Genomic DNA, 24,215 nt, shown 5'->3' on the forward strand with positions numbered 1-24,215 from the left:
GGAGCGCAACGGGATGATCGTGCGCCGCGTGCTGCCGACCTCGCCGGTCGGGGTCGAATACTCGCTCACCCCACTCGGGCGGTCCCTGCTGGAACCGTCCGGCCAGTTATGCGCCTGGACGGTCGTCCACGCGGACGTGGTCCGGGCGCGCCAGGTGGAGTGCGACCAGCGGGCCCACCGCGGCGAAGGCCAAGGTGTCGCTGCGCCGGGGAAGTTTGGGGAGCTCGGCGGTCTGATCGCGTGTCACCTCCCGCCCAGGGGTGCATCCGCTTGACGACCGGTCAGATGCTTGACGTGGCAGCGTAGGATGCCTGGTATGTCCACAGTTGCCGTGATCGCGGTTGTCGCGCTCGCCCTCCTGCACGTCTACATCCTGGTCCTGGAGATGTTCCTGTGGACCACTCCCCGGGCCCGGGCCTCCTTCGGGACTTCCGAGGAGTTCGCGCTCGGGACCAAGGCGTTGGCCGCCAACCAGGGCCTGTATAACGGCTTCCTGGCGGCCGGGCTGCTTTGGGGTGCGTTCGCCGCCGACCCGGTCGGATTCCAGACGCGGGTGTTCTTCACGTCCTGCGTCGCCGTCGCCGGGGTGTTCGGGGCCGTGACCTCCTCCCGGAAGATCCTGTTCGTGCAGACCGTGCCGGCGCTGATCGTGCTGGTCCTGGTGCTGCTGGCCCGCTGAAATCCCTGCTCACCGAAAGCCCGAATGACCGGTCCACCAAGGGGTGCCTCTACCGAGAGGCACCCCTCGTGCTTTTCGGTTCCTGTCTTCTCACCGGGCTCGGGAAGTGCCTTGTCGGACTTCGCGCATGGGGAAGTCTGCACGGAAAGGACTTCGGGAGGATGACAAACGGGCGGGGAACGACGCCGTGCCCTCATCACGGTGTGTCGCTCCCCACCCGAGCTCTGGGGGGTTAGGAACCGGCCTTGCGCTTGTTGTAGACGTCGAAGCCCACCGCTGCGAGCAGCACCAGGCCCTTGATCACCTGCTGGTAGTCGGTGCCGACACCGACCAGCGACATGCCGTTGTTCAGCACGCCGAGCACCAGGCCACCGATGATCGCGCCCATCACGGTGCCCACGCCGCCGCTGGCGGAGGCGCCGCCGATGAAGGCGGCGGCGATCGCCTCCAGCTCGAAGTTGATGCCGGCCTGCGGGGTGCCGGCGTTGAGCCGCGCGGCGAAGACCAGCCCGGCGAGCGCCGCGAGGACGCCCATGTTGGTGAAGGCGAGGAAGACGACCCGCTTGCTCTTCACCCCGGACAGCTTGGCCGCGGCCTCGTTGCCGCCGATGGCGTAGGTGTGCCGCCCGATGATCGAGTTGCGCATCAGGTAGCCGAAACCGACCAGCAGGGCGCCGAGGATCAGCAGGACGATCGGCACACCGTGGTAGCTGGCCAGCAGCAGGGTGAACACGAGCACGGCCGCCGTGATCACGGCGAGCTTGGCCAGGAACAGCCCGAGCGGAAGCACCTCCAGCCCGTACGAGGCGGTCTGGCGGCGGCCGCGCACCTCCTGGAGGACGGCGACGGCCAGTACCGCGAGGCCCAGCAGCAGGGTGAGGTTGTGGTAGTTGGTGTGCGGGCCGACCTCGGGGAGGAAGCCGCTGCTGATGCTCTGGAAGCCCTTGGGGAACGGCGCGACCGACTGGCCCTGCAGCAGGATCTGGGTGCCGCCGCGGAACAGCAGCATGCCCGCCAGGGTGACGATGAAGGACGGGATGCCGAGGTAGGCGATCCAGAAGCCCTGCCAGGCGCCGGCGAGGGCGCCGACCACCAGCGCGGCCAGCATCGCCACCGGCCACGGCACGTGGTGCTTGACCATCATCACCGCGGCCGCGGCCCCGACGAAGGCGGCCAGCGAACCGACCGAGAGGTCGATGTGCCCGGCGATGATGACGATCATCATCCCGATCGCCAGGATGAGGATGTAGCCGTTCTGCTGGATCAGGTTGGTGATGTTGAGCGGCTGGAGCAGGATGCCGTCCGTCCAGACCTGGAACAGCAGCACGATCAGCGCGAGAGCGACCAGCATGCCGTACTGGCGCACGTTGCCGCGCAGCGCGCGGGCCAGCACGCCGCCGAGGGAGGGGCCGGGACCGGCCTGCGGTGCCTTCGGGGACGAATCCGGGATGATCTCGGTCGGGGCCATGCCTCACACCTGCTCGTTGCTGGATGCGGCGCTCATGGTCATGAGCCGCATGAGGGATTCCTGGGTGGCGTCGGCCCGGGCCACCTCACCGGTGATCCGGCCTTCGGCCATGGTGTAGATCCGGTCGCACAGGCCCAGGAGTTCGGGGAGTTCGGACGAGATGACGAGCACGGCCTTGCCCTCGGCGGCCAGCTCGGCGATGACGGTGTAGATCTCCGCCTTCGCACCGATGTCGATGCCCCGGGTGGGCTCGTCGAGGATGAGGACCTCCGGCTCGGCGAAGATCCACTTGCTGAGGACGACCTTCTGCTGGTTGCCGCCGCTGAGCGTGCCGGTCCGGGTGAACACCGTCGGGGCCTTGATGTTCATGGTGCGCCGGAAGGATTCGGCGACCTTCGCCTCCTCGTGCCGGTCGACCCGGCCGTTCCGGGAGACCTTGCCGAGCGCGCTCAGCGAGATGTTCCGGCTGATGTCGTCGATGAGGTTGAGGCCGAAGTGCTTGCGGTCCTCGGTGACGTACGCGATGCCGTGCCCGATCGCCTCGGGCACCGTCCGGGTGCGGATCTCCCGGCCGTGCAGCAGCACCCGGCCGGCGGCCCACCGCCCGTACGAGCGGCCGAAGACGCTCATCGCCAGTTCGGTGCGGCCGGCGCCCATCAGGCCGGCGATGCCGACGATCTCACCGCGCCGCACGGTCAGCGAGGCGCCGTCCACCACCATCCGCTGCTGGTCGATCGGGTGCCGGACGCTCCAGTCCTCGACCTCGAAGGCGACCTCTCCGATGTCGGGGGTCCGCTCGGGGTAGCGGTGCTCCAGGTCGCGGCCGACCATGCCGCGGATGATCCGGTCCTCGGAGATGCCCCCGGGGCCGATCCCGATGGTCTCGATGGTCCGCCCGTCGCGCAGGATGGTCACGGCGTCCGCGACCCGGGCGATCTCGTTCAGCTTGTGCGAGATGATGATGCAGGAGATGCCCTGGGCCTTGAGTTCGAGGATCAGGTCGAGCAGCTTGCGGCTGTCCTCGTCGTTCAGCGCGGCGGTCGGCTCGTCCAGGATGAGCAGCTTGACCTTCTTGGCCAGGGCCTTGGCGATCTCGACCAGCTGCTGCTTGCCCACACCGAGGTCGGCGACCCTGGTGTGCGGACTCTCGTCCAGGCCGACCTGCCGCAGCAGGTCGGCGGCGTGGGTGAGCGTCCGGTGCCAGCTGATGATGCCCCGGGTGGCGTGCTCGTTGCCCAGGAAGACGTTCTCGGCGATGGACAGGTACGGCACCAGGGCCAGTTCCTGGTGGATGATGACGATGCCGCGCTGCTCGCTGGCCCGGATGTCCTTGAACCGGCAGGGCTCGCCCTCGAAGAGGATCTCGCCCTCGTAGTCGCCGTGCGGGTAGACGCCGCTGAGCACCTTCATCAGGGTGGACTTGCCGGCGCCGTTCTCGCCGCAGACGGCGTGCACCTCGCCCGCGCCGACGGCCAGGTTGACCTCGGAGAGTGCCTTGACGCCGGGGAACGACTTGCTGATCGACCGCATTTCGAGAACGGGTCCAGCCATGGTTGTGCTTCCGTATCGTTCGGGGGCGGTGCGGTGGCCACGGGTTCTCCGGCCCCGCACCGCCGGTCGGGAGCCGGGCCCGCCGGGCGGGCCCGCCGGACTACTTCAGCTGGTCGGCGGTGTACTGGCCGCTGTCCACCAGGACCTGCCGGTAGTTGTCCTTGTCGACGCTCACCGGCTGGAGCAGCTGCGCCGGGACGGTCTTGGCGCCGTTGTCGTACTGGCTGGTGTCGTTGACCTCGGGCTTCCCTCCGGTCAGCACCGCGTCGCCCATCTGGGCGGCGGCCTTGGCCAGCTGGCGGGTGTCCTTGTAGACGGTCTGGGTCTGCTCGCCCGCGATGATCGACTTCACCGAGGCCAGCTCGGCGTCCTGGCCCGTGACGACGGGCAGGGACTTGGCGGTGCCGTAGCCGACGCCCTTGAGCGAGGAGAGGATGCCGATCGAGATGCCGTCGTACGGCGAGAGCACGGCGTCGAGGTGGGCGGAGGTGTAGGCCTTGCTCAGGAGGTTGTCCATCCTGGACTGGGCGAGACCGCCGTCCCAGCGCAGCGTGGCGACCTGGTTGAAGTCGGCCTGGCCGCTCTGCACGACCAGCTTCTTCTGGTCGATGTACGGCTTGAGCACGCTCATCGCGCCGTTGAAGAAGAACGTGGCGTTGTTGTCGTCCGGCGAGCCCGCGAACAGCTCGATGTTGAACGGGCCCTTGCCGTCCTTGAGCCCGAGCTTGTCGACGATGTAGCCGCCCTGGAGGACGCCGACCTTGTAGTTGTCGAAGGTCGCGTAGTAGTCGACGTTCTTCGTGCCGCGGATCAGCCGGTCGTAGGAGATGACCGGGATGTGCGCGTCGGCGGCCTTCTGCAGCACGTTGGTGAGCGAGGAGCCGTCGATGGCGGCGATCACGAGCAGCTTGGCGCCCTTGGTGATCATGTTCTCCACCTGGGAGACCTGGTTCTCCACCACGTTGTCGCCGTACTGGAGGTCGGTCTTGTAGCCCTTGGCCTGGAACTCCTTGACCATGTTGTCGCCGTCGTTGATCCAGCGTTCCGACGACTTGGTCGGCATGGCGATGCCGACGAGACCGCCCTTGGCGTCGCCCTTGCCCGCGCCGTCACCGACGCCGTTGGCGCTCTGGCCACAGGCTGCCAGGGAGAGGGCGAGACCCGCGGCGACGAGGCCCGCTGAAAGCTTCCGCACAGTTCCTCCAGTGATGTTCCGCGACCGGCACGGCGCCGCCCGGCAGCCGGGCGGCCGGGCGCGGTCGAGCGGGAGCCGGCCGGGAGCGGTCCTCGTGCCGAGGGAAGTGGATCCGCAGGGCTCCGGCCTGGCGTGAAATGTAGTGTTAACGCTCACAACGGTGGCGTCAAGGGGCTTCGGATCACCGTTGGATCGCAGTGCCCCGTTGGCCGCTCCGTGTGAACGCCCACCGCTGGAGGGAGAGTTGCCCGGAAGGCCGGGGTGTGAATTTTGGGTGAATGCTTGGTTTCGCGCGGGCCTCAAAGCGGGCCTCAAAAGAGTGCCCGCCTCCCGCCGGCGGACGGGAGGCGGGCACCCGCTCGGAGGGGCGGTCAGCCGGTGGCCAGGGAGAGGCCGTAGGCCTGGAGGATCGGGTTGACCGGCTGGAAGTAGGTCGTGCCGCCGGAGGTGCAGTTGCCGGAGCCGCCGGAGGTGACGCCCTGCGCCTGGCTGCCCGAGATGAACGAGCCGCCGGAGTCGCCGGGCTCGGCGCACACGGTGGTGCGGGTGAGCCCGGAGACGGAGCCCTCGGAGTAGTTGACGGTGGCGTTGTACTGTCGCACGGTGCCGCAGTGCCAGCCCGTGGTGGAGCCCGACCGGCAGACCGAGGAGCCGATGGGGGCGACCGCGGATCCGGAGACCGTCACCGTGCCGCCCGCGTAGTTGTTCACCTGCGGCTGGGCCGTCCAGCTCGAATCGGCCTGGACCCACGAGTAGTCGTTGCCGGGGAACGTCGAGCCCTGGAAGGTGCCGATGGAGGAGCCGTCCGGGGCGGCGGCGCTGGAGCCGGCCTGGCCGCAGTGGCCGGCGCTGACGAAGCCGGGCTGGCCGTTCGAGGTGACCGGGAAGCCGATCGAGCAACGGGCCGCGCTGTCGATGAAGTAGGCGTCGCCGCCGCGCAGGTCCGCCAGCGGCGCGGGGGAGTCGGACGCCGGCTCCACCCGGACGAGGGCGCGGTCGACACCTGCCTCGCGGAGGAACGCCTCGGTGCGGCCGGTGTCGGTGGACTGGACGACGACGGTGTTCGCGGCGACGTCCACGTACCAGAGGGGGGAGGCCTCGGGGGTGGTGCTGCCCGCGGCACGGTCGAGTGCGTCCTTCGCGCCGTCGAGCGCGGCGAGGCTGTGCCGGACGACGGTGGCGCTGCCGCCGTGGGCGGTGATCTCGCGGGCCGCGGAGGCGTCGGTGGTGGCGACGGTGAGGGTGGCGTCGGACCCGCTGACCCAGGCGCCCGCCCAGCGTTCGCCGAGTGCCTGCCGGAGCGCTTGCTGCACCGAGGCGGCGCGGGCTTCGTGGGCGAGTCGGGCGCCGGCCTCCTGGGGGGTGAGGCCGAGGTCGCGCTGGAGTGCCCGGAGCAGGGGTGCGGCGGGCGGGGCCGCACCGCCCTGAGGGGCCGCCAGGGCGGCGGCTATCGCGGTCCCGTTCGCGTGGGCGCCCGCCGGCGCCACGGTGGCGACCAGGGCGACGGCCGTCAGGGAGCACGCGGCAACGGCCGCGCGGAGTCGGAGCATTGGGGTCTCCTCGGAGTGGGGGTTGCCGGAACTCTAAGGTGCGGATGCATACGTTCGGGACATGTCAAAAACCCCCTGCGTCGGCGTTATGGACCTTCCCGGCGGACCGGTGAATTCGACGGGCCGGTGAATTTGACGGCCGGTGAAGGCGGGGCCACGTCGGGTCAGGGCGCCAGGCGGGCCCTTCGTCGCAGCCATGCCGCATACGCCGGATTCAGCGCCGCGGCGTCCGCGTGCACCGCCCTGGCGTGGCCGACCACCTCGTCCGCGAGTCCCCACGTCGGCGAGTACGGCACCCAGCCGATCACCTGGCGCCAGCTCAGCTCCGGCGGATCCAGCGGAACCGTCACCACCCCGTCGGTCGGCGGGAACGTCGCCCGGCACAGGGACACGGCCCGGCCCGTCCGGACGAGGTGGAGGCACGAGGCCGCATCGGCCTCGTAGACCGGCGGGGGCAGGAAGCCCGCCCGCACGCAGGCGGCCGCGAAGCACTCCGTGAAGCAACCGCCCCCGGGCGGCAACGCCCAGCGCTCACCGGCGAGTTGCCCGAGGTCCAGTTCACGTGCCCGCGCCAGCGGATGGTCCTGGGAGAGCACGGCGAACACCGGGTCGACGGCGACCTCCCGCCACTCCAGCCGTTCGTCGCCCATCACCTTCTGGTGCCCGCAGAGCCCGGTCAGCACGAGGTCCAGCCGCCCTTCCACCGCCCGGCTCACCAAGTCCGATGTCGAGCTGGACGATTGGGTGCTCAGCGCCATCTCGGGCCTGGCCGCCGCCAGGCGGTCGACCAGGGCGCCCAGGAGCGGCCCGTGGGTCGCCCCCACGCGCAGGCCGCCCGTCTCGCGCGCCGTGTTCGCGAAGCGGACGGCATCTTCCTGCAGCTGGCGCATGGCGGGCAGGAGCACCTGGCTGCGCTCCAGCACCAGGACGCCCAATGCGGTCGGCCGCACGCCCTCTCTGCCGCGCTCGAAGAGCCGGCCGCCGAGGGCGTTCTCGATGCGTTTCAGCTGGGTGGAAAGCGCCGATTGGGCGAGTCCGAGACGGTCCGCCGCCTTGGTGACGCTGCCGGCATCGCCGATGGCCCGGATCATCCTGAGATGACGAAACTCCAACTCCATGGCCGCAGAACTATACGGCAGTGAAATGGAGGGACGTGAATCCTCCGGGTGAAGATTCGGAGGGCGGGTCCGAGGTCTCAATTCCGGGCCGCTGAGGGGGATTTCAGGAACGCGGCAAGGCTCTTTCGGTCGCCGTCCGGGGGAAGACGGCTGCCATGCCTTTCCAGCCCGGGGGGAATGCGGGATTGGAACTGGCGTGACCGGAAGAGCCCCTGCGTTGTGTCCGCGAACCGATTACATCACGGGCGGGCGGGGATTAATCTCAGAGTTCGATCAGAATCACCTCAGGATTCGATCGGCGGCCGGGTCGGCAATCGAACGGTGAACCGCGCACCGCGTTCGGACGGCTCGATCCGCACGGTGCCGCCGTGGGCGTCGACCAAGGCCGCGACCAGGCTCAGGCCGAGCCCGCTGCCGGGGGCCGCCCCGTGGGGCCCGCTCCCGTCCTCGTGGCCGGCCGGTGAGCCGTGGGCGCGGAAGAAGGGCTCGAAGACGCGGTCATGGAGGGCCGGGGGAATCCCGGGTCCGTCGTCGGCCACGTCGATGCAGGCCCAGTGCGCCTCGTGACGCAGCCTCACCGTCGTGCGAGTGCCCGGAGGTGTGTGATGGTGCACATTGACGAGGAGGTTGCTCAGCACCTGCCGGAGGCGGTGCGGGTCTCCCTGGACCAGGTGACGCCCCTCGTCGATGACGCAGGAGACCGGCCGGTCCGGGTGGCTCACCCGGGTGTCCGCCACCAGCTCGGTGCAGAGTTCGGCCAGGTCGACGGCGACGCGTTCCAGGGGCCGCCGCTCTCCCAGGGTGGAGAACAGCAGCAACTCGTCGACGAGGGCGGTCATCCGATGGGCTTCCGCCTGCACCCTCGCCATGGCCCGGCGGAGGGCCTGGTGGTCGTCCAGCCCGCCGAGGAGGCCCAGTTGGGCGTAGCCGGCGATCGTGGTGAGCGGTGCGCGCAGCTCGTGGCTGACGGTGGCCAGGAGGTCGTGCAGCTCTTCGTCGGGCCGCCTTCCCCGCCGGCCTTCGTCTCCGGACGCTTCGGAAGGCGTCGTCACCGTCACTCCGCTTGCCGGGCGTGGTCGGCGCGGAGCGCGTAACCGACGCCGCGCACCGTGCGTATGAGTGTCTGGCCGGTGTCGCCGAGCTTCCGCCGGAGGTAGTAGATGTACGTCTCCACGACGCCGGTGTCGCGTTCGAAGCCGTGGCCCCAGACGTTGGTGAGGATGTCCGCCTTGGTCACGACTTCCTCGGGGTGCTCCATGAGGTACCGCAGCAGCAGGAATTCCGTGGCCGTCAGCCGGACGGGCACTCCGTGCAGCCAGACGTCGTGGCTCTTGCGGTCGATCTCGACGCCGCCCGCCTTCAGACGGCGCGGGGCGGTGTAGTCGAGTGAACGGCGCAGCAAGGCGTGGAGCCGCGCGGCGACCTCGTTCAGGTCGAAGGGCTTGGTGACGTAGTCGTCACCGCCCAGCGTGAGGCCGTGGATCCTTTCGCCCACCGAGGTCCGTGCACTGAGGAAAACCACGGGGGTCTGCACGTCGGACTTCCGGAGCCGGTCGCAGACTTCGAAGCCGTCCAGATCGGGCAGCAGGACGTCGAGCAGGATGATGTCGTGCATCCGCGCCAGGCCCAGCGTCAGGCATTGCTCGCCGGACGCCACGGCGTGCGGATCGAATCCGAGGAACCGCAAGCCGGTGGTGAGCATGTCCGCGGCTCCGGCGTCGTCCTCCGCGACGAGGACGCGCGGCCGGAATGTGGAAACGGTGGAATACACAGGTGCTGGCCCCAGGGTGCTGTCCGGCGCTGACGGCATCACGCTAGTTGAATGTTAACGCAAACATCCAGCACGCGGGCTCGGCGCTCGCCCCGCGGACACGGCGAAGCCCCCGCCGGGCCTGGGCGGGGGCGTGCCGGGACGCGCGGGGAACGCCGGCAGGTCGGCGGTCCGGGGCAGGCTCAGGAGCGCCTCGCCACGTGTCCGGTGCACAGGCGGTCGGCCGTGATGGCCAGTCGGAAGGGTGCGCGCATGGATGGTTCCTCTCGATCTCTGCCGGCGGGTGGGAGAGCCGGTGGGAGGCGCGGCGAGTCCGCGCGGACGATCAGGTGTACCGGTGTTGGAGTGTGAGCGCTCACATCGCCCAGCGTCAACCACCGTGCAGCTGCTGGCGGATGACGATTCGTCGGTTCACGCCCCGGCTGTGTCGATCGCGCTGGTCTGAATTCGTCGAAACCCTTGACGGGGCTCGGTCGGTGAGGGCACTGTCACCGGTCCAGGAACCCTCCACCTCCCGCCCGGGCTGAAGCGTGTCGCTGCGGGCAGGATTGTTAGCGCTCACTTTCCTGTGGCCGCGCTCAACGATGAGCAGGGAGACCCCATGAATGACAACAACAGGACGACCCGAGGAGGCGGTGCACTGCGCCGCCTCGCCCGAGCCGGGGCGGCCCTCGCCGTCCTCGTCGGCGCCCTGGCCGGCGCCACCGCGACGAGCGGTGTGGCGCAGGCGGCCGCACAGGGCCCGTGCGACCTGTACGCCGCCGGCGGCACGCCCTGCGTTGCCGCGCACAGCACCACCCGCGCGCTGTACTCCGGCTACGGCGGGCCGCTCTACCAGGTCAGGCGTGCATCGGACCAGGCGCTCCGGGACATCGGCGTGCTGGGCACCGGCGGCTACGCCGACGCGGCCGCGCAGGACGCCTTCTGCGCCGGCACCGCCTGCGTGATCACCGTGATCTACGACCAGAGCGGTCGGCGCAACCACCTCACCCAGGCGCCCGGGGGCGGGGCCGCGTCCGGGCCGGACAACCTCGCGGACGCGACCCTGGCGCCCACCACGCTGAACGGTCACCGGGCCTACGGCGTGTACGTGGCGCCGGGCACCGGCTACCGCAACAACCACACCTCGGGCATCGCGACCGGCGACCAGCCCGAGGGGATGTACGCGATCCTGGACGGCACGCACTACAACGGCGGTTGCTGCTTCGACTACGGCAACGCCGAGACGAGCAGCAACGACACCGGCAACGGTCACATGGAGGCCATCTACTTCGGGAACATCAAGGTCTGGGGCTACGGCACCGGTCCGGGCCCCTGGGTGATGGCCGACCTGGAGAACGGCTTGTTCTCCGGGGAGGGCGCGGGCTACAACGCCAACGACCCGACGGTGAACCACCGCTACCTGACGGCCATGGTCAAGGGCGCGCCGAACCAGTGGGCGATCCGCGCCGGTGACGCCCAGTCCGGCGGCCTGTCGACCTTCTACTCCGGACCGCGCCCGAACGTGGCGGGCTACAACCCGATGCACAAGGAGGGCGCGATCATCCTCGGCATCGGCGGCGACAACAGCAAGGGGGCCCGCGGCACCTTCTACGAGGGCGTGATGACCTCGGGCTACCCGTCGGAGGCCACCGAGAACGCCGTCCAGGCCAACATCGTCGCCGCCGGATACGCCAACTCCACGGCCACCACGGGGGCGTTGCGCGGCACCGGCTCGGGCAAGTGCCTGGACGTCCCGAACGCCTCCGCCACGGCCGGGACGCAGGCGCAGATCTACACCTGCTGGGGCGGGGCGAACCAGGCCTGGACGCGCACCGCCGACGGACAGCTCACGGTGAACGTCGCCGGCAGCACGCTGTGCCTGGACGCGTACGGCGGCGGGACGGCCGACGGCACCAAGGCGGTGACCTGGCCCTGCAACGGCGGTGCCAACCAGCAATGGCGCTTCAACGCCGACGGCAGCGTCACCGGCGTCCCGTCCGGCCTGTGCCTGGACGTCGCCGGGGCGGCCGTCACCGATGCCACGGCCGTCCAGCTGTGGACCTGCTGGGGCGGCGACAACCAGAAGTGGACCCTCGGGTAGCACCCACCCGGCCGGGCCCGGGCTCCGCGCACCCCCGGAGCCCGGGCACGGGCTCCTCGCACCTCCGGAGCCCGGGCCCGGCCCCTGTAGGTCCAGGAGGGGCGGGGGAGCGTGGGAAGCGGCGGCCGTGCCGGAGAGGGGCGGGCGTGCGAACGTCCTTGCCCGGGAGCGGTGCGGGTATCGCCGAGTGGCCGATGAGCCCGGCCGAAGCAGTGGAATCGGTGCCGGTCCGCGTCGAGGTCCGCTATGCCGACGGCCGTGTGGCAGCGCTCACCAGCCCGATCGTTCCGGGCTGCGCACGGCTCCGCGCGTTCGGTCACCGAAAGCGACCGGCCGACCCGATAGGGCGACGATCTGCGGCATCTGCCTCCATGGCGGGCTTGTGAGCGCTAACTTGGCAGTATCGGCAGGTGTCGGCGCCCTGAAGGGCTGGTATGAAGGGGAGCCGCCTGTCGAACCGAAGGTGACGGATTGGCCTGGACCTGGTCGCGTACTGTGGTCCAGAGCCGAGGAGGGGACTGCCAGTGGGAACCGACAGCACCGGGACTGAACAGCGCCAGCCCGTGATGGCGGACGTGGCGAAACTGGCGGGTGTCTCCCACCAGACGGTGTCCCGGGTGCTCAACGGCGCCCCGCACGTCCGGCCCGACACCCGGGACCGAGTGCTGGCGGCCATACGGGAGCTGGACTACCGGCCCAACTCGGCCGCTCGCGCGCTGGTCACCCGCCGCTCGCAGACGCTCGGCGTGGTCAGCTTCGACTCGACCCTCTACGGCCCCGCGTCGATGCTGGACGGGATCGAGCGCGCCGCGCGGAGCGCCGGGTACTTCGTGAGCGTGACCAGCCTGCGCTCCCTGGACGGCCGTTCGGTCCAGGAGGCCGTCGACCGGCTGCGCGACCAGGGAGTGGAGGGCGTCGTCGTGATCGCGCCGCAGACCTCCGCCGTCAGCGCGGTGGCCCGGCTCTCCAGTTCCGTGCCGCTCGTCGCCGTCGGGTCGGGCAACCAGACCCAGGTGCCCATGGTGTCGGTGAGCAACCGCTTCGGTGCCGGCGAGGCCACCGGACACCTGCTCGACCTCGGCCACCGCACCGTGCACCACGTGGCGGGGCCGGCCAACTGGCTGGAGAGCCAGGACCGCGAGGAGGGCTGGCGGCTCACGCTGAAGGCCGCCGGGGCCCCCGTGCCGGAGGTGCAACGCGGCGACTGGAGCGCCCGCTCGGGCTACCAGGCCGGTCTGCGGATCGCCGGACTGCACGACGTCACCGCCGTCTTCTGCGCCAACGACCACATGGCCCTCGGCCTGCTGCGCGCCCTGCACGAGGCCGGCCGGTCGGTCCCCGAGGAGATCAGCGTGGTCGGCTTCGACGACATCCCGGAGGCCGCCTACTTCACCCCGCCGCTGACCACCGTGCGGCAGGACTTCGGGGAACTCGGCCGCAAAGCCCTGGAACTCCTCGTCGGGGAACTGGAGGGCGTGGCGCCCTCCCAGACCCATGTGCAGATCGCCCCGGAGATGGTGCTGCGCCATAGCGTCGGCCCCGCCGGGCGCTGGTGATCCGGTAGCCGGAGCGAGGGGCGGCGCACCACGCCGGGGCGCGGTCGTGCGCTCGACCGCCCCTCGGCTCCCGGCACTGCGGATGAAAGCTGCCTTGACAGCGCATATGTTAGCGCTAACAATTCCTGTGAGCGCTAACAAACAGCGCTCCTCAACTCCGCCGGCGGGCAACGACATCGCCTCCGTCCGTCCGCCGACGGTCCTCCTTCCGCCCTCCTCCGACGGAGCCGGCGGAACGGAGCCTGTCGCCGGTGCGCTCCGCCCTGCCCCGGATTTGGACCGCACCGGCGACAGGCGACAACACCACCCTCCCGCACGAAGGATGAGGAAGTGACCGTGATTCCTGCCGCCCGGGACTCGGAGGGATACGTCGTCGGCGTCGACTTCGGCACCCTCTCCGGCCGCGCCGTGGTGGTCCGCGTGCGCGACGGCGAAGAGGTCGGCACCGCCGTCCACGACTACCCGCACGCCGTCATCGAGCGCGAGCTGCCCGGCACCGGCCGGCCGCTCCCGCCCGACTGGGCGCTCCAGCACCCCGCGGACTGGCGGGCCGTGCTGCGCACCGCCGTTCCGGCGGCGCTCGCCGACGCCGGCATCGACGCCGCCCAAGTCATCGGCATCGCCACCGACTTCACCGCCTGCACGGTCCTCCCGGTGCTCGCCGACGGCACCCCCCTGGCGGAGACGGCCGACTGGGCGCCGTACCCGCACGCGTGGCCCAAGCTCTGGAAGCACCACGCCGCCCAGGGCCAGGCGGACCGGATCAACGCCCTGGCGCACGCCCGCGGGGAGAAGTGGATCTCGCGGTACGGCGGCCGGATCTCCGCCGAGTGGCAGTACGCCAAGGCCCTGCAGGTCCTGGAGGAGGACCCGGCCGTCTACGCCGCCTGCGCCCGCTGGATCGAGGCCGCCGACTGGATCGTCTGGCAGCTCACCGGAGCCGAGAGCCGCAACACCTGCACCGCCGGCTACAAGGGCATCCACCAGGACGGCAGCTACCCGAGCGAGGACTACCTCGCCGCGCTCCACCCGGACTTCGCCGACTTCGCCCGCACCCGCCTGGAGCACCCGCTCGCCCCGCTCGGCTCCCGGGTCGGCTCCCTCACCGCACAGGCGGCGCAGTGGACCGGCCTGCCCGAGGGGATCGCCGTGGCGGCGGGCAACGTCGACGCCCACGTCGCCGCGCCCGCCGCACGGGCGGTCGACAACGGCCAGCTCCTCGCCATCATGGGCACGTCCACCTGCCACGTCGTCAACGGCGCCACGCTGGCGGACGTCCCCGGCATGTGCGGCGTCGTCGAGGACGGCATCGTCGCCGGCTCCTACGGCTACGAGGCCGGCCAGAGCGCCGTCGGCGACATCTTCGCCTGGTGGCTGCGCCAGGGCCTGCCCGCCGACTACCTGGCCGAGGCCGAGCGGAACGGCGAGGACCCGCACCAGCTCCTCACCCGCAAGGCCGCCGCCCAACCCGTCGGCGCCCACGGCCTGGTGGCGCTCGACTGGATGAACGGCAACCGCTCCACCCTGGTCGACCACCACCTCTCCGGAGTGATCGCCGGGCTCACCCTGGCCACCCGCCCCGAGGAGATCTACCGCGCCCTGCTGGAGGCCACCGCCTTCGGCACCCGCGTCATCGTCGAGGCCCTGGAGCTGGGCGGCGTCCCCGTCACCGAGTTCGTCGTCACCGGCGGCCTCAAGAAGAACGAACTGCTCATGCAGATCTACGCCGACGTGCTGCGCCGCCCGGTGTCGGTCGCCGAGTCGGAGCAGGGACCGGCACTCGGCTCGGCGATCCACGCCGCCGTCGCCGCCGGGGCCCACCCCGACGTCCGGACCGCGGCCGCCGCCATGGGCCGGGTGCGCACGGCGGCGTACCGGCCGGACCACACCTCCGCCGACGCGTACGACCGGCTCTTCGCCGAGTACCGGGCCCTGCACGACCACTTCGGCCTCGGTGCCGACAAGCTCCTGCACCGCCTGCGCGCCATCCGCAACGCCGCCCTCACCCCATCGAGCGAGGCCCTGTGAACGCGACCACCGACCTCATCCGCCAGCAGGTCAGCGACCTCCACCAGGAACTGGTCCGCTACGGCCTGGTGGTCTGGACGGCGGGCAACGTCTCCGCCCGGATCCCAGGCGAGGACCTGCTGGTGATCAAGCCGAGCGGCGTCCCCTACGACGACCTGTCGGCGCAGAACATGATCGTGTGCGACCTGGACGGCAACGTCGTCGAGGGCGACCACTCGCCCTCCTCCGACACGGCCGCCCACGCCTACGTCTACCGCCACATGCCCGAGGTCGGCGGGGTGGTCCACACCCACTCCACGTTCGCGTGTGCGTGGGCCGCCCGGGGCGAGGCCGTGCCCTGCGTCCTCACCGCCATGGCCGACGAGTTCGGCGCCGAGATCCCGGTCGGCCCCTTCGCGCTGATCGGGGACGACTCGATCGGCCGGGGCATCGTGGACACGCTCAAGGGCCACCGCTCGCCCGCCGTCCTGATGCAGAACCACGGCGTCTTCACCATCGGCAAGGACGCCAAGGCCGCCGTCAAGGCCGCCGTGATGTGCGAGGACGTGGCCCGCACCGTCCACATCTCCCGGCAGCTCGGCGAGCCGCTGCCGATCGCCCAGGCGGACATCGACAGCCTCAATTTCCGCTACCAGAACGTCTACGGCCAGCCCCCGAAGGCCCGGTAAGGAGTCACCCCCATGACGTCACTCGCGGGACGCGAGATCTGGTTCCTGACCGGCAGTCAGGGACTCTACGGCGAGGAGACGCTGCGGCAGGTCGCGGAGCAGTCGCAGCGGATCGCCGGCGCACTGGATGCCGACCCCGGCCTGCCGGTCGAGATCGTCTGGAAGCCCGTCCTCACCGATGCCGCCGCCATCCGCCGCATCTGCCTGGAGGCCAACGCCGAGGACCGGTGCATCGGCCTGATCGCCTGGATGCACACGTTCTCCCCGGCGAAGATGTGGATCGCCGGCCTGGACGCCCTGCAGAAGCCGCTGCTCCACCTGCACACCCAGGCGAACGTCGAACTGCCCTGGCAGTCCATCGACATGGACTTCATGAACCTGAACCAGGCCGCCCACGGCGACCGCGAGTTCGGCTACATCCAGTCCCGCCTCGGCGTCGCCCGCAAGACCGTCGCCGGACACGTCACCGACCCCGCCGTGACCGCCCGGATCGCCTCCTGGGCCCGAGCCGCCGCCGGCCGCGCCGAACTGCGCGGCCTGAAGCTCGCCCGCTTCGGCGACAACATGCGCGACGTCGCCGTGACCGAGGGCGACAAGGTCGAGGCCCAGCTCCGCTTCGGCGTCTCCGTCAACACCTACGGCGTCAACGACCTGGTCGCGGCGGTGGACGCCACGGCCGACGCCGAGGTCACCGAACTCGTCAAGGAGTACGAGGACAGCTACCACCTCGCGGCCGAGCTGCGGGTCGGCGGGGAGCGCCACGAGTCGCTGCGCTACGCGGCGCGGATCGAGCTCGGCCTGCGGGGCTTCCTGGAAGAAGGCGGCTTCAAGGCCTTCACCACCAACTTCGAGGACCTCGGCGGGCTGCGGCAGCTGCCCGGACTGGCCGTGCAGCGGCTGATGGCCGACGGCTACGGCTTCGGCGGCGAGGGCGACTGGAAGACCTCGACGCTGCTGCGCACCCTCAAGGTGACCGCCACCGGCCTGGCCGGCGGCACCTCCTTCATGGAGGACTACACCTACCACCTGGAACCCGGCCACGAGCTGATCCTCGGCGCGCACATGCTGGAGGTCTGCCCGAGCATCGCGGCCACCACCCCGTCCTGCGAGATCCACCCGCTCGGCATCGGCGGACGCGAGGACCCGGTCCGCCTGGTCTTCGACGCCGAGCCCGGCCCCGCGGTCGTGGTCGGCCTCGCCGACCTGGGCGACCGCTTCCGGCTGGTCGCGAACGACGTCGACGTCGTCGAGCCGCCGGCGCCGTTGCCCAACCTGCCCGTGGCCCGCGCCGTCTGGAAGCCGCGTCCGGACCTCCACACGTCCGCCGAGGCGTGGCTGACTGCCGGTGCGCCGCACCACACCGTGCTCTCCGGCGCGCTCGGCACCGAGGAACTGGAGGACCTGGCCGAGATGCTCGGCGTGGAGCTCCTGATGATCGACGAGGACACGTCCATCCGCCGGTTCACGAAGGAGCTCCGCTGGAACCAGGCCTACCACCGCCTGGCCCAGGGGTTCTGACCCGCCGACCCCCCCGCCGCCCGGCGGCCCCGCCGACGACGCCCGCCCGCACGGCGGGCGTCGTCGTCCCCGCACCGCACCGCACCGAACACAATGGAGTAGGACCCGTGCCGAGAGACGCCCTCATATCCCACGGCGAAGTGACGGTGACCCAGGAGCCCGCCGCGGCGCTGCCGGACGGTCGGCGGATCACCCGATGGACCTTCGGGGCGCCCGAGGGCGTGACGGTGGAGGTGCTGAGCCTGGGTGCCCGCCTCCAGGCCGTGCACGCGCCGGACCGGGACGGGCGGCGGTGCAACGTCGTCCTCGGCTGTGAGGACGTCGAGGACCTGCTCGGGGAGGCCGCGTACTTCGGAGCGACGGTCGGCCGCTACGCCAACCGGATCGCGGGCGGGGTCCTGCCCCTCGACGGCACGAGGCACCGGCTGGCGGTCCAGGACGACGGCCACACCCTGCACGGCGGGCCGGACGGCTTCGCCACGCGGCTCTGGGACGGCGTGGCGGTCCGAGAGGGCCGTCGGGCCGGGGTCCGGCTGCGGCTGCACAGCCCTGAGGGCGACCAGGGGTTCCCGGGCGCCCTCACCGCCGAGGTGATGTACCTCCTCGACCCGGCCGGTGACCTCTTCATCGTCTACCGCGCCGCCGCGGACGCGCCGACGGTCGTCAACCTCACGAACCACGCGTACTTCAACCTGGCCGGCGAGGGCTGCGGAACGGTGCTCGACCACCTGCTCCAGGTCGAGGCCGCCGGGTACCTCCCGGTGGACGGGGAACTGATCCCGCTGGGGCCCGTCCTGCCCGTCGCCGGCACGCCGTTCGACCTGCGCGAGTCCCGGACGACCGCGGACCGCGTCGCCGACGGACACCCGCAGATCCGTCGGGCCGGCCAGGGCTTCGACCACACCTGGGTGCTCGGTGGGAGGGGCTTCAGGAAGGCCGCCGTGCTGAGCCACCCGGCCAGTGGCCGCCGGGTCGAGTGCTTCACGATGGAGCCGGGGCTCCAGGTCTACACCGGGAACCACTTCGACGGCTCGCTGATCGGCCGATCCGGCCGCCCGTACCCCGCCTACGCGGGCATCGCGCTGGAGACGCAGCACTTCCCGGACTCGCCCAACCGGCCCGAGTACCCGTCCACCGTGCTGCGTCCGGGGGAGGAGTACGGCTCGATGACGGTCTACCGCTTCCTGTCCGAGTAGGAGGGCCCGGCCAGGAGGGCCCGAGCGGGAGCACCCGGTCGGGTGGTGAACGGGGGCGGTGGGCTCGGCGGAGCCCACCGCCCCTTCGTCAGCGGGCGACGAACACCCGCACGTCCCAGGCGTTCAGGGAGACCGACCCTCCGGACGCCACCGCGGTGCCGTCCAGGACGTCGGTCAGCTCGACGGGCGCCCGGACGTCGGCGGGCTGCCAGCTCCAGTTGTGGACCACGTGGACGCGGCGTCCGTCCGGGGAGGTCCCGGTCGTCGCGGTGACGGAGGCCGGCAGGTCCCGCCAGCCGCTCGCGGGAACCGGAGCCAGCCAGGCGGCCAGCTCCCGGGCGAGGTCGCGGCCGGGCACGGTGCCCACGTAGGTGACCCGGCCCTCGCCGTGGCGGCGGGTGGTGACGGCGGGCCAGCGGCCGAAGTGGGGGTGCTCGTAGCCGGCCAGCACCGTGGCGTCGGTGGCCGTGAGGCCCTCCACCCAGCGGGTGGCGGTGGCGCCCGCCGGTAGCTCCAGCGGACTGCCCGGGGCGGTGCGCAGCGGGAGGTCCGAGGTCAGGTTGCTGAATTCGTCGTACCGGACGCCGGCGGCGGCCGTGAGGCGCGGCGGGGCGGTCTCGTGGCGGGCCCGGGCCTCGTGGTCGGCGTAGCCGGTGCGGGGGCCGAGGACGAGGTGGCCGCCGGCCTCGGCGTAGGCGGCGAGCCGGTCGAGCAGGGAGTCCTCGGCGAGGTGGAGCCCGGGGACGACCAGCACGGGGTGGCGTCGCGCGGCCTCGGCGGGTGCGAGGCCGTCGTGGAACTGTCGGGCGTGCAGGATCCGCACCTGGCGGCCGGCCTCGAACGCGCCGCGGTAGAAGGGGTCGAAGATGCGGTGGTAGGAGGCCGGATCCGGATCGCCGTTCGTCCGCGCCAGCGGCGGGTACTTCTGCATGAGCCATTTGCTGGGCATCGAGTAGACCATCGCGATGTCGGCATCGGGCTCGATCCCGGCGACCAGCGGCCCCGCACTCTCGAACTCGGCTCCGAGCCGGGCGAGTTCGGCGTAGACCCGGCCGGGCTTGCCGCTGTGCGGCAGGATCCCGCCCCAGTACGTCTCGGCGCCGAAGTGCAGGGTGTGCCAGTGCCAGTACTCGATCATCCGCGCACCGCGGGAGACGAGTGCCCAGGCGGCCTGGCGCCACTGGCCGTCGAAGGCCGGCCGGTTCTCCGAAGTGCCGCTGATCGCCTGGGCGTTGGTCTCGGTGACGAGGAACGGTTCCTGGCGCGAGGAGAAGATCCGGTCGGCGCTCTGGTACAGGGCCCACACGCCGGTGGTCTTCCACCACTGCTCGTGGTCGTCGGGCGTGGTGTCGGGCAGTGCGAGGGCGTCCTGCATGTCGTAGTACGGGTTCCCCGCGGTGACGTCCAGGGCGTCGGTGATCTCGTCGTCCTCCATCGCGGGGTGGTTGTAGGCGAGGCAGGTGGTGACGAACTGGTCGGGGCGGGCGTACTCGCGGGTGATCGCGGCCTGCCAGGCGATGAACTCGGTGGTCTGGCGGGCCTGGAACGCCCGCCAGGCGACGTCGTACTGCGGCTGCTGGTTGTCGTCGGGGTGCCACAGGTCGGCCCAGGTGGAGAGCCGGTGCGACCAGTAGACCAGGCCCCACTCCCGGTTGAGGGTCTCCACGTCGCCGTAGGTGTGGCGCAGGTGGTCGACGAACCGCTGGAAGACGCCGTGGTTGTGGGGCAGCCGGAGGCCGGGTTCGTTGTCGACCTGGAAGCCGATGACGGCGGGGTGCGTGGCGTGGCGGCCGAGGATCGCCCGGGTGACGCGTTCGGCGTGGTAGCGGAAGGCGGGGTGGGAGAAGTCGGCCTCCTGGCGGGCGCCCCAGCCCGTGCGCCGACCCGTCGCCCGGTCGCCGGCGATCTCGGGGTACTGCCGGGCCAGCCACGGCGGCACGGCGTAGGTGGGGGTGCCGAGGACGACCGCGATGCCGCGCTCGTGGGCGCCGTCGAGGACGGGGGTCAGCCAGTCGAGCTCGAACCGGCCGTTCTCCGGCTCCCAGGTCGACCAGACGGACTCGCCGACCCGGATGACGGTGAACTTCGCCCCGGCCATCAGGTCGAGGTCTTCCTTGAGCCGTTCGTACGGCTGGTACTCGTGGTAGTAGGCGGCGCCGAACAGCACGCGCGGGGGCAGCGGGAACATGGGTGCACCTCGGAACGTGAGGGCCCCGGCTGCCGGGGGAGGCAGCCGGGGCGGGGAGGAGTGTGGGTCAGGAGGCGGTGCCGGTGACGGTGTCACCGGTCCTGGTGACGGTGTAGGTGACGGTGTCGCCGGTCCAGAAGCGGAAGGTGAATGTCGCCGGGGCGCCGTCCTTGAGGGACTTGACGTAGTCGGGCTTGAGGGTGGTGGTGTTGGCTCCGTAGTCGGCACGGAGGTTGTCGAACGACTGGTACGTGGTCCAGTCGGCCGGGCCGGCGGCGGTGCCGTCGGCGTAGGTGGACTGGACGTTGGCCATCAGGGAGCCGTTGAACCGGGTGGGGATGGTGAGCCCGTCGACGGTTCCGGTGGCGCCGGCCATGGTCGGCTTGTCGTAGGAGCGGACGAAGAGCTTCCACGGGACGCCGTCGGAGTACCGGACTTCGAGGGTGGCGTTGATCCCGGCGGCGCGGTCCCCGGCGAGGCGGGTGAGGGCGTCGGCGGTCAGGGTGAGCTTGTCGCCGTCGAGGGTGTAGTCGAGGTAGGGGATCAGCGGGCGGTCACCCTGCCAGAGGCCCGTGAACCAGAGGCCGTTGCGGTTGAGGGTGATGCTCTGCGCGGCGACGGGGCCGGACTTCGGCACGAAGAGGTTGTCGGTGGAGGCGGTGCCCGAGCGGGTCCGCCAGGAGCTCTGGATCAGGGCCTTCATCTCGGGGACCATCCACTGCATGGTGGAACGGTTCAGGAAGTCGTTGGCGGCGTCCCAGACGGCGGAGGTCATGCCGTTGCGCCGAGCCTCGTAGTTGACGTGCTCGAAGTACTTGAGCATCTCGCCGCGCTCGACCACGCCGGAGTACGGGGAGGTGAGCAGGCCGTACTCGCCGAGGTAGACGGGGATGCCCTTGGCGACGAGGGTGTCGTGCACCCGGGCGAAGCCCTCGGTCAGGAACGACTGGGCCTTGGCGTCGTACGTCGTACCGTTGGCGATGTTCACGCTGAACGGGTACCAGCTGTAGAAGTGCACGGTAGCGACGAGGTTGCGGTCGTTCAGCGAGGCTATCGTGGTGGACAGGTCGTCCAGCCAGTTCTGGGCGAAGTTGGTCTCCTCCGAGGGCAGGACGAGCAGGCGATCCTTGTTCTTGCCACCGGAGTTGCGCACGATGTCGTGGAACGAGGTGTTGAGCTCGCGCAGGTACTGGGTCTTCTGGGCGTCGGTCGCGGCGTCGAACTGCGGCTCGTTGATGCTCTCCATGAGCAGCGTGCGCGGCTCGTCCTTGAACGCGGTGGCGATCTGCTGCCAGGTCGAGTTGAACCGGGCCATGATGGCGTCGTGGTTGGTGGACATGTACTTGATCCACTGCCACGAGTCGTGGTGGACGTTGATCTCGACGTAGAGGCCGTCCTCCAGGGCGAGGTCGACCACCTGCTTGACCCGCTTCATCCACTTCTCGTCGATGGTGTACGGGGCGGTGGCGGACTGGTGCGGGTACCAGGTGACGGGGATGCGGACGCTGCGGAAGCCCTGGGCCTTGAGGCCGTCGAAGGTCGCCTTGGTGGTGAGCGGGTTGCCCCAGGACGTCTCGTCGGGGATCGCGTCGAGGGTGTTGCCGAGGTTCCAGCTGGGCTGCATGTGCGCCACGGCGGCCATCGGGTCGTGCGGGACCTTCACGCGGGTGGCTTCGGTCACCGCCGGGGCCTGGTCGGCGGGCGCGGCGAGCGCGGTGCCGCCGCAGAGGGCGCTGGTGGTGACCAGGGCCACCAGGAGGCCGGCCGTGCGGTGGAGCCGGCGGCTGCGCGGGTGGGTGGTCCGTCGTGTGTCGTTCACGGTGCGTCCCTTTCAGGTGAACGGGTGGGGAATCCCCTGACGGGTGGTCAGGGGAGGGGGAGTCGGTCAGGAGGCGGTGCCGGTGGCGGTGTCACCGGTCCTGGTGACGGTGTAGGTGACGGTGTCGCCGGTCCAGAAGCGGAAGATGAGCGTCGCGGTGGCGCCGTCCTTGAGCGACTTGAGGAAGCCGGCCTTCACGGTGGTGGTGCCGGCGGCGTAGTCGGGGCCGAAGTCGCCGAACGCCTGGTAGGTGGTCCAGGAGGCCGGGCCGGCGGCGGTGCCGTCGGCGTAGGTGGACTGGACGTTGGCCATCAGGGAGCCGTTGAACCGGGTGGGGATGGTGAGCCCGTCGAGTGTCCCGGTGGCGCCGGACATGGCGGGCTTGTCGTAGGAACGGATGTTGAGCTGCCAGGGGGCGCCGCCGGAGTACCGGACTTCGAGGGTGGTGTTGATGCCGGTGGCGCGGTCGCGGGCGAGGCGGGTGAGGGCGTCGGCGGTGAGGGTGAGCTTGTCGCCGTCGAGGGTGTAGTCGATGTTCTGGATGAGGGGGAGCTGACCCTGCCAGAGGCCGGCGAACCAGAGGCCGTTGCGGTTGAGGGTGATGGTCTGCGCGGCGACGGGGCCGGACTTCGGCACGAAGAGGTTGTCGGTGGAGGCGGTGCCCGAGCGGGTGGTCCAGGACGCCTCGATCAGGTTCATCAGGGTCCGGTCCCGCCACTGGAGGGTGGAACGGTCCAGGTAGTTGGCGTCGTCCCAGAGCGCGGTGGTGAAGCCGTTGACCCGGGCCACGTAGTTGACGTGCTCGTAGAACTTCAGCATCTCGCCGTATTCGACGGTGCCCGAGTTGGGCTCGCTGAGCAGGCCGTACTCGCCGACGTAGACGGGGATGCCCTTCTTGACGAAGGTGTCGTGCACCCGGGCGAAGCCTTCGGTCAGGTCCTTCTGGCTGGTGGCGTCGTAAGTGGTGCCGTTGGCGATGTTCACGCTGAACGGGTACCAGCTGTAGTAGTGCACGGTGGCGACCAGGTTGCGGTCGTGCAGCGAGGTCATCGTGGTGGACAGGTCGTCCAGCCAGTGCTGGGCGTTGTTGGTCTCCTCCGAGGGCAGGACGAGCAGGCGGTCCTTGTTCCTGCCGCCGGAGTTGCGGACGATGCGGTGGAAGGAGGTGTTGAGTTCCCGCAGGTACTGGGTCTTCTGGGCGTCGGTGGCGTTGTCGAACTGCGGCTCGTTGATGCTCTCCATGAGCAGCGTGCGCGGCTCGTCCTTGAAGGCGGTGGCGATCTGCTGCCAGGTGGAGTTGAACCGGGCCATGATGGTGTCGTGGTCGGTGGACATGTACTTGATCCACTGCCACGAGTCGTGGTGGACGTTGATCTCGACGTAGAGGCCGTCCTCCAGGGCGAGGTCGACCACCTGCTTGACCCGCTTCATCCACACCGGGTCGATGGTGTACGGGGCGGTGGCGGACTGGTGCGGGGACCAGGTGACGGGGATCCGGACGCTGCGGAAGCCTTCGGACCGGAGACGGTCGAACAGCGCCTTGGTGGTGAGCGGGTTGCCCCAGGACGTCTCGTCGGGGATCGCGTCGAGGGTGTTGCCGAGGTTCCAGCTGGGCTGCATGTGCGCCACGGCGGCCATCGGGTCGTGCGGGACCCTGGCCCCGGCGGCCTCGGCCGCGGACGGGGCCTTGTCGGCGGGTGCGGCGAGCGCGGTGCCGCCGCAGAGGGCTCCGGTGGTGACCAGGGCGACCAGGAGGCCGGCCGTGCGGTGGAGCCGACGGTTGCGCGGGTGGGCGGTCCGTCGTGCGTCGTTCACGGTGCGTCCCTT

18 protein-coding genes are annotated in these 24,215 nt (G+C 70.8%); 8 read left to right on the plus strand and 10 right to left on the minus strand.

Going from position 1 to position 24,215, the window contains the following annotated elements:
- Positions 1 to 13 precede the first annotated feature (13 nt).
- Both ACFVU9_RS09355 and ACFVU9_RS09360 read left to right on the plus strand, forming a co-directional pair.
- On the plus strand, positions 14 to 274 hold the full coding sequence (locus ACFVU9_RS09355; protein ID WP_387591689.1) for a winged helix-turn-helix transcriptional regulator: 261 nt from the start codon (positions 14 to 16) through the stop codon (positions 272 to 274).
- 42 nt (positions 275 to 316) lie between these two features.
- Positions 317 to 679, plus strand: coding sequence for a DUF1304 domain-containing protein (locus ACFVU9_RS09360; protein WP_387591570.1), 363 nt, complete (start codon positions 317 to 319; stop codon positions 677 to 679).
- Between the two features lie 232 nt (positions 680 to 911).
- Here ACFVU9_RS09360 and mmsB read toward each other — a convergent pair whose 3' ends face one another.
- The 7 genes from mmsB to ACFVU9_RS09395 all read right to left on the minus strand — a co-directional run bounded on the left by mmsB (position 912) and on the right by ACFVU9_RS09395 (position 9,371).
- On the minus strand, positions 912 to 2,147 hold the full coding sequence (gene mmsB, locus ACFVU9_RS09365; RefSeq protein WP_387591573.1) for a multiple monosaccharide ABC transporter permease: 1,236 nt from the start codon (positions 2,145 to 2,147) through the stop codon (positions 912 to 914).
- Between the two features lie 3 nt (positions 2,148 to 2,150).
- The gene (mmsA, locus tag ACFVU9_RS09370; protein WP_387591576.1) at positions 2,151 to 3,698 is read right to left on the minus strand and encodes a multiple monosaccharide ABC transporter ATP-binding protein; all 1,548 of its coding nucleotides are present in this window, start codon (positions 3,696 to 3,698) and stop codon (positions 2,151 to 2,153) included.
- Positions 3,699 to 3,798: 100 nt separating this feature from the next.
- Positions 3,799 to 4,893, minus strand: coding sequence for a multiple monosaccharide ABC transporter substrate-binding protein (gene chvE, locus ACFVU9_RS09375; protein ID WP_387591579.1), 1,095 nt, complete (start codon positions 4,891 to 4,893; stop codon positions 3,799 to 3,801).
- A 371-nt stretch (positions 4,894 to 5,264) separates the two neighbouring features.
- On the minus strand, positions 5,265 to 6,443 hold the full coding sequence (locus ACFVU9_RS09380) for a S1 family peptidase (RefSeq protein WP_387591582.1): 1,179 nt from the start codon (positions 6,441 to 6,443) through the stop codon (positions 5,265 to 5,267).
- 164 nt (positions 6,444 to 6,607) lie between these two features.
- Positions 6,608 to 7,561, minus strand: a complete 954-nt coding sequence (locus ACFVU9_RS09385; RefSeq protein WP_380438060.1) for a LysR family transcriptional regulator — start codon at positions 7,559 to 7,561, stop codon at positions 6,608 to 6,610.
- Positions 7,562 to 7,845: 284 nt separating this feature from the next.
- A complete protein-coding gene (locus ACFVU9_RS09390; protein ID WP_387591585.1) occupies positions 7,846 to 8,613 on the minus strand; it encodes a sensor histidine kinase in 768 nt (255 codons plus the stop codon).
- A 2-nt stretch (positions 8,614 to 8,615) separates the two neighbouring features.
- A complete protein-coding gene (locus ACFVU9_RS09395; RefSeq protein WP_380500818.1) occupies positions 8,616 to 9,371 on the minus strand; it encodes a response regulator transcription factor in 756 nt (251 codons plus the stop codon).
- 562 nt (positions 9,372 to 9,933) lie between these two features.
- Between ACFVU9_RS09395 and ACFVU9_RS09400 the strand changes: the two genes are divergently transcribed.
- The 6 genes from ACFVU9_RS09400 to ACFVU9_RS09425 all read left to right on the plus strand — a co-directional run bounded on the left by ACFVU9_RS09400 (position 9,934) and on the right by ACFVU9_RS09425 (position 18,381).
- On the plus strand, positions 9,934 to 11,415 hold the full coding sequence (locus ACFVU9_RS09400; RefSeq protein WP_387591588.1) for an arabinofuranosidase catalytic domain-containing protein: 1,482 nt from the start codon (positions 9,934 to 9,936) through the stop codon (positions 11,413 to 11,415).
- Positions 11,416 to 11,981: 566 nt separating this feature from the next.
- Complete coding sequence (locus tag ACFVU9_RS09405; RefSeq protein WP_380490445.1) at positions 11,982 to 12,971, plus strand: LacI family DNA-binding transcriptional regulator; 990 nt, start codon at positions 11,982 to 11,984, stop codon at positions 12,969 to 12,971.
- 330 nt (positions 12,972 to 13,301) lie between these two features.
- Positions 13,302 to 14,999 (plus strand): ribulokinase, encoded by a 1,698-nt coding sequence (locus ACFVU9_RS09410; RefSeq protein ID WP_387591591.1) that lies wholly within the window; start codon positions 13,302 to 13,304, stop codon positions 14,997 to 14,999.
- A complete protein-coding gene (locus ACFVU9_RS09415) occupies positions 14,996 to 15,667 on the plus strand; it encodes an L-ribulose-5-phosphate 4-epimerase (RefSeq protein WP_387591594.1) in 672 nt (223 codons plus the stop codon). The genes ACFVU9_RS09410 and ACFVU9_RS09415 overlap by 4 nt, the downstream gene beginning before the upstream one ends.
- A gap of 12 nt (positions 15,668 to 15,679) precedes the next feature.
- Positions 15,680 to 17,185: an L-arabinose isomerase gene (araA, locus tag ACFVU9_RS09420; protein WP_387591597.1), complete on the plus strand. Its 1,506-nt coding sequence runs from the start codon at positions 15,680 to 15,682 to the stop codon at positions 17,183 to 17,185.
- A 107-nt stretch (positions 17,186 to 17,292) separates the two neighbouring features.
- Positions 17,293 to 18,381 (plus strand): aldose epimerase family protein, encoded by a 1,089-nt coding sequence (locus ACFVU9_RS09425; protein ID WP_387591600.1) that lies wholly within the window; start codon positions 17,293 to 17,295, stop codon positions 18,379 to 18,381.
- Between the two features lie 88 nt (positions 18,382 to 18,469).
- On the opposite strand, the gene ACFVU9_RS09430 is transcribed toward ACFVU9_RS09425, so the two are convergent.
- The 3 genes from ACFVU9_RS09430 to ACFVU9_RS09440 form a co-directional block, all read right to left on the minus strand.
- Positions 18,470 to 20,569, minus strand: coding sequence for a beta-galactosidase (locus ACFVU9_RS09430; RefSeq protein ID WP_387591603.1), 2,100 nt, complete (start codon positions 20,567 to 20,569; stop codon positions 18,470 to 18,472).
- A gap of 67 nt (positions 20,570 to 20,636) precedes the next feature.
- Positions 20,637 to 22,388 (minus strand): cellulase family glycosylhydrolase, encoded by a 1,752-nt coding sequence (locus ACFVU9_RS09435; protein ID WP_387591606.1) that lies wholly within the window; start codon positions 22,386 to 22,388, stop codon positions 20,637 to 20,639.
- 66 nt (positions 22,389 to 22,454) lie between these two features.
- On the minus strand, positions 22,455 to 24,203 hold the full coding sequence (locus ACFVU9_RS09440; protein ID WP_387591609.1) for a cellulase family glycosylhydrolase: 1,749 nt from the start codon (positions 24,201 to 24,203) through the stop codon (positions 22,455 to 22,457).
- Between the last annotated feature and the right edge of the window lie 12 nt (positions 24,204 to 24,215).

It is taken from the genome of Kitasatospora sp. NPDC057936, from assembly GCF_042887525.1.
Lineage (GTDB): Bacteria > Actinomycetota > Actinomycetes > Streptomycetales > Streptomycetaceae > Kitasatospora.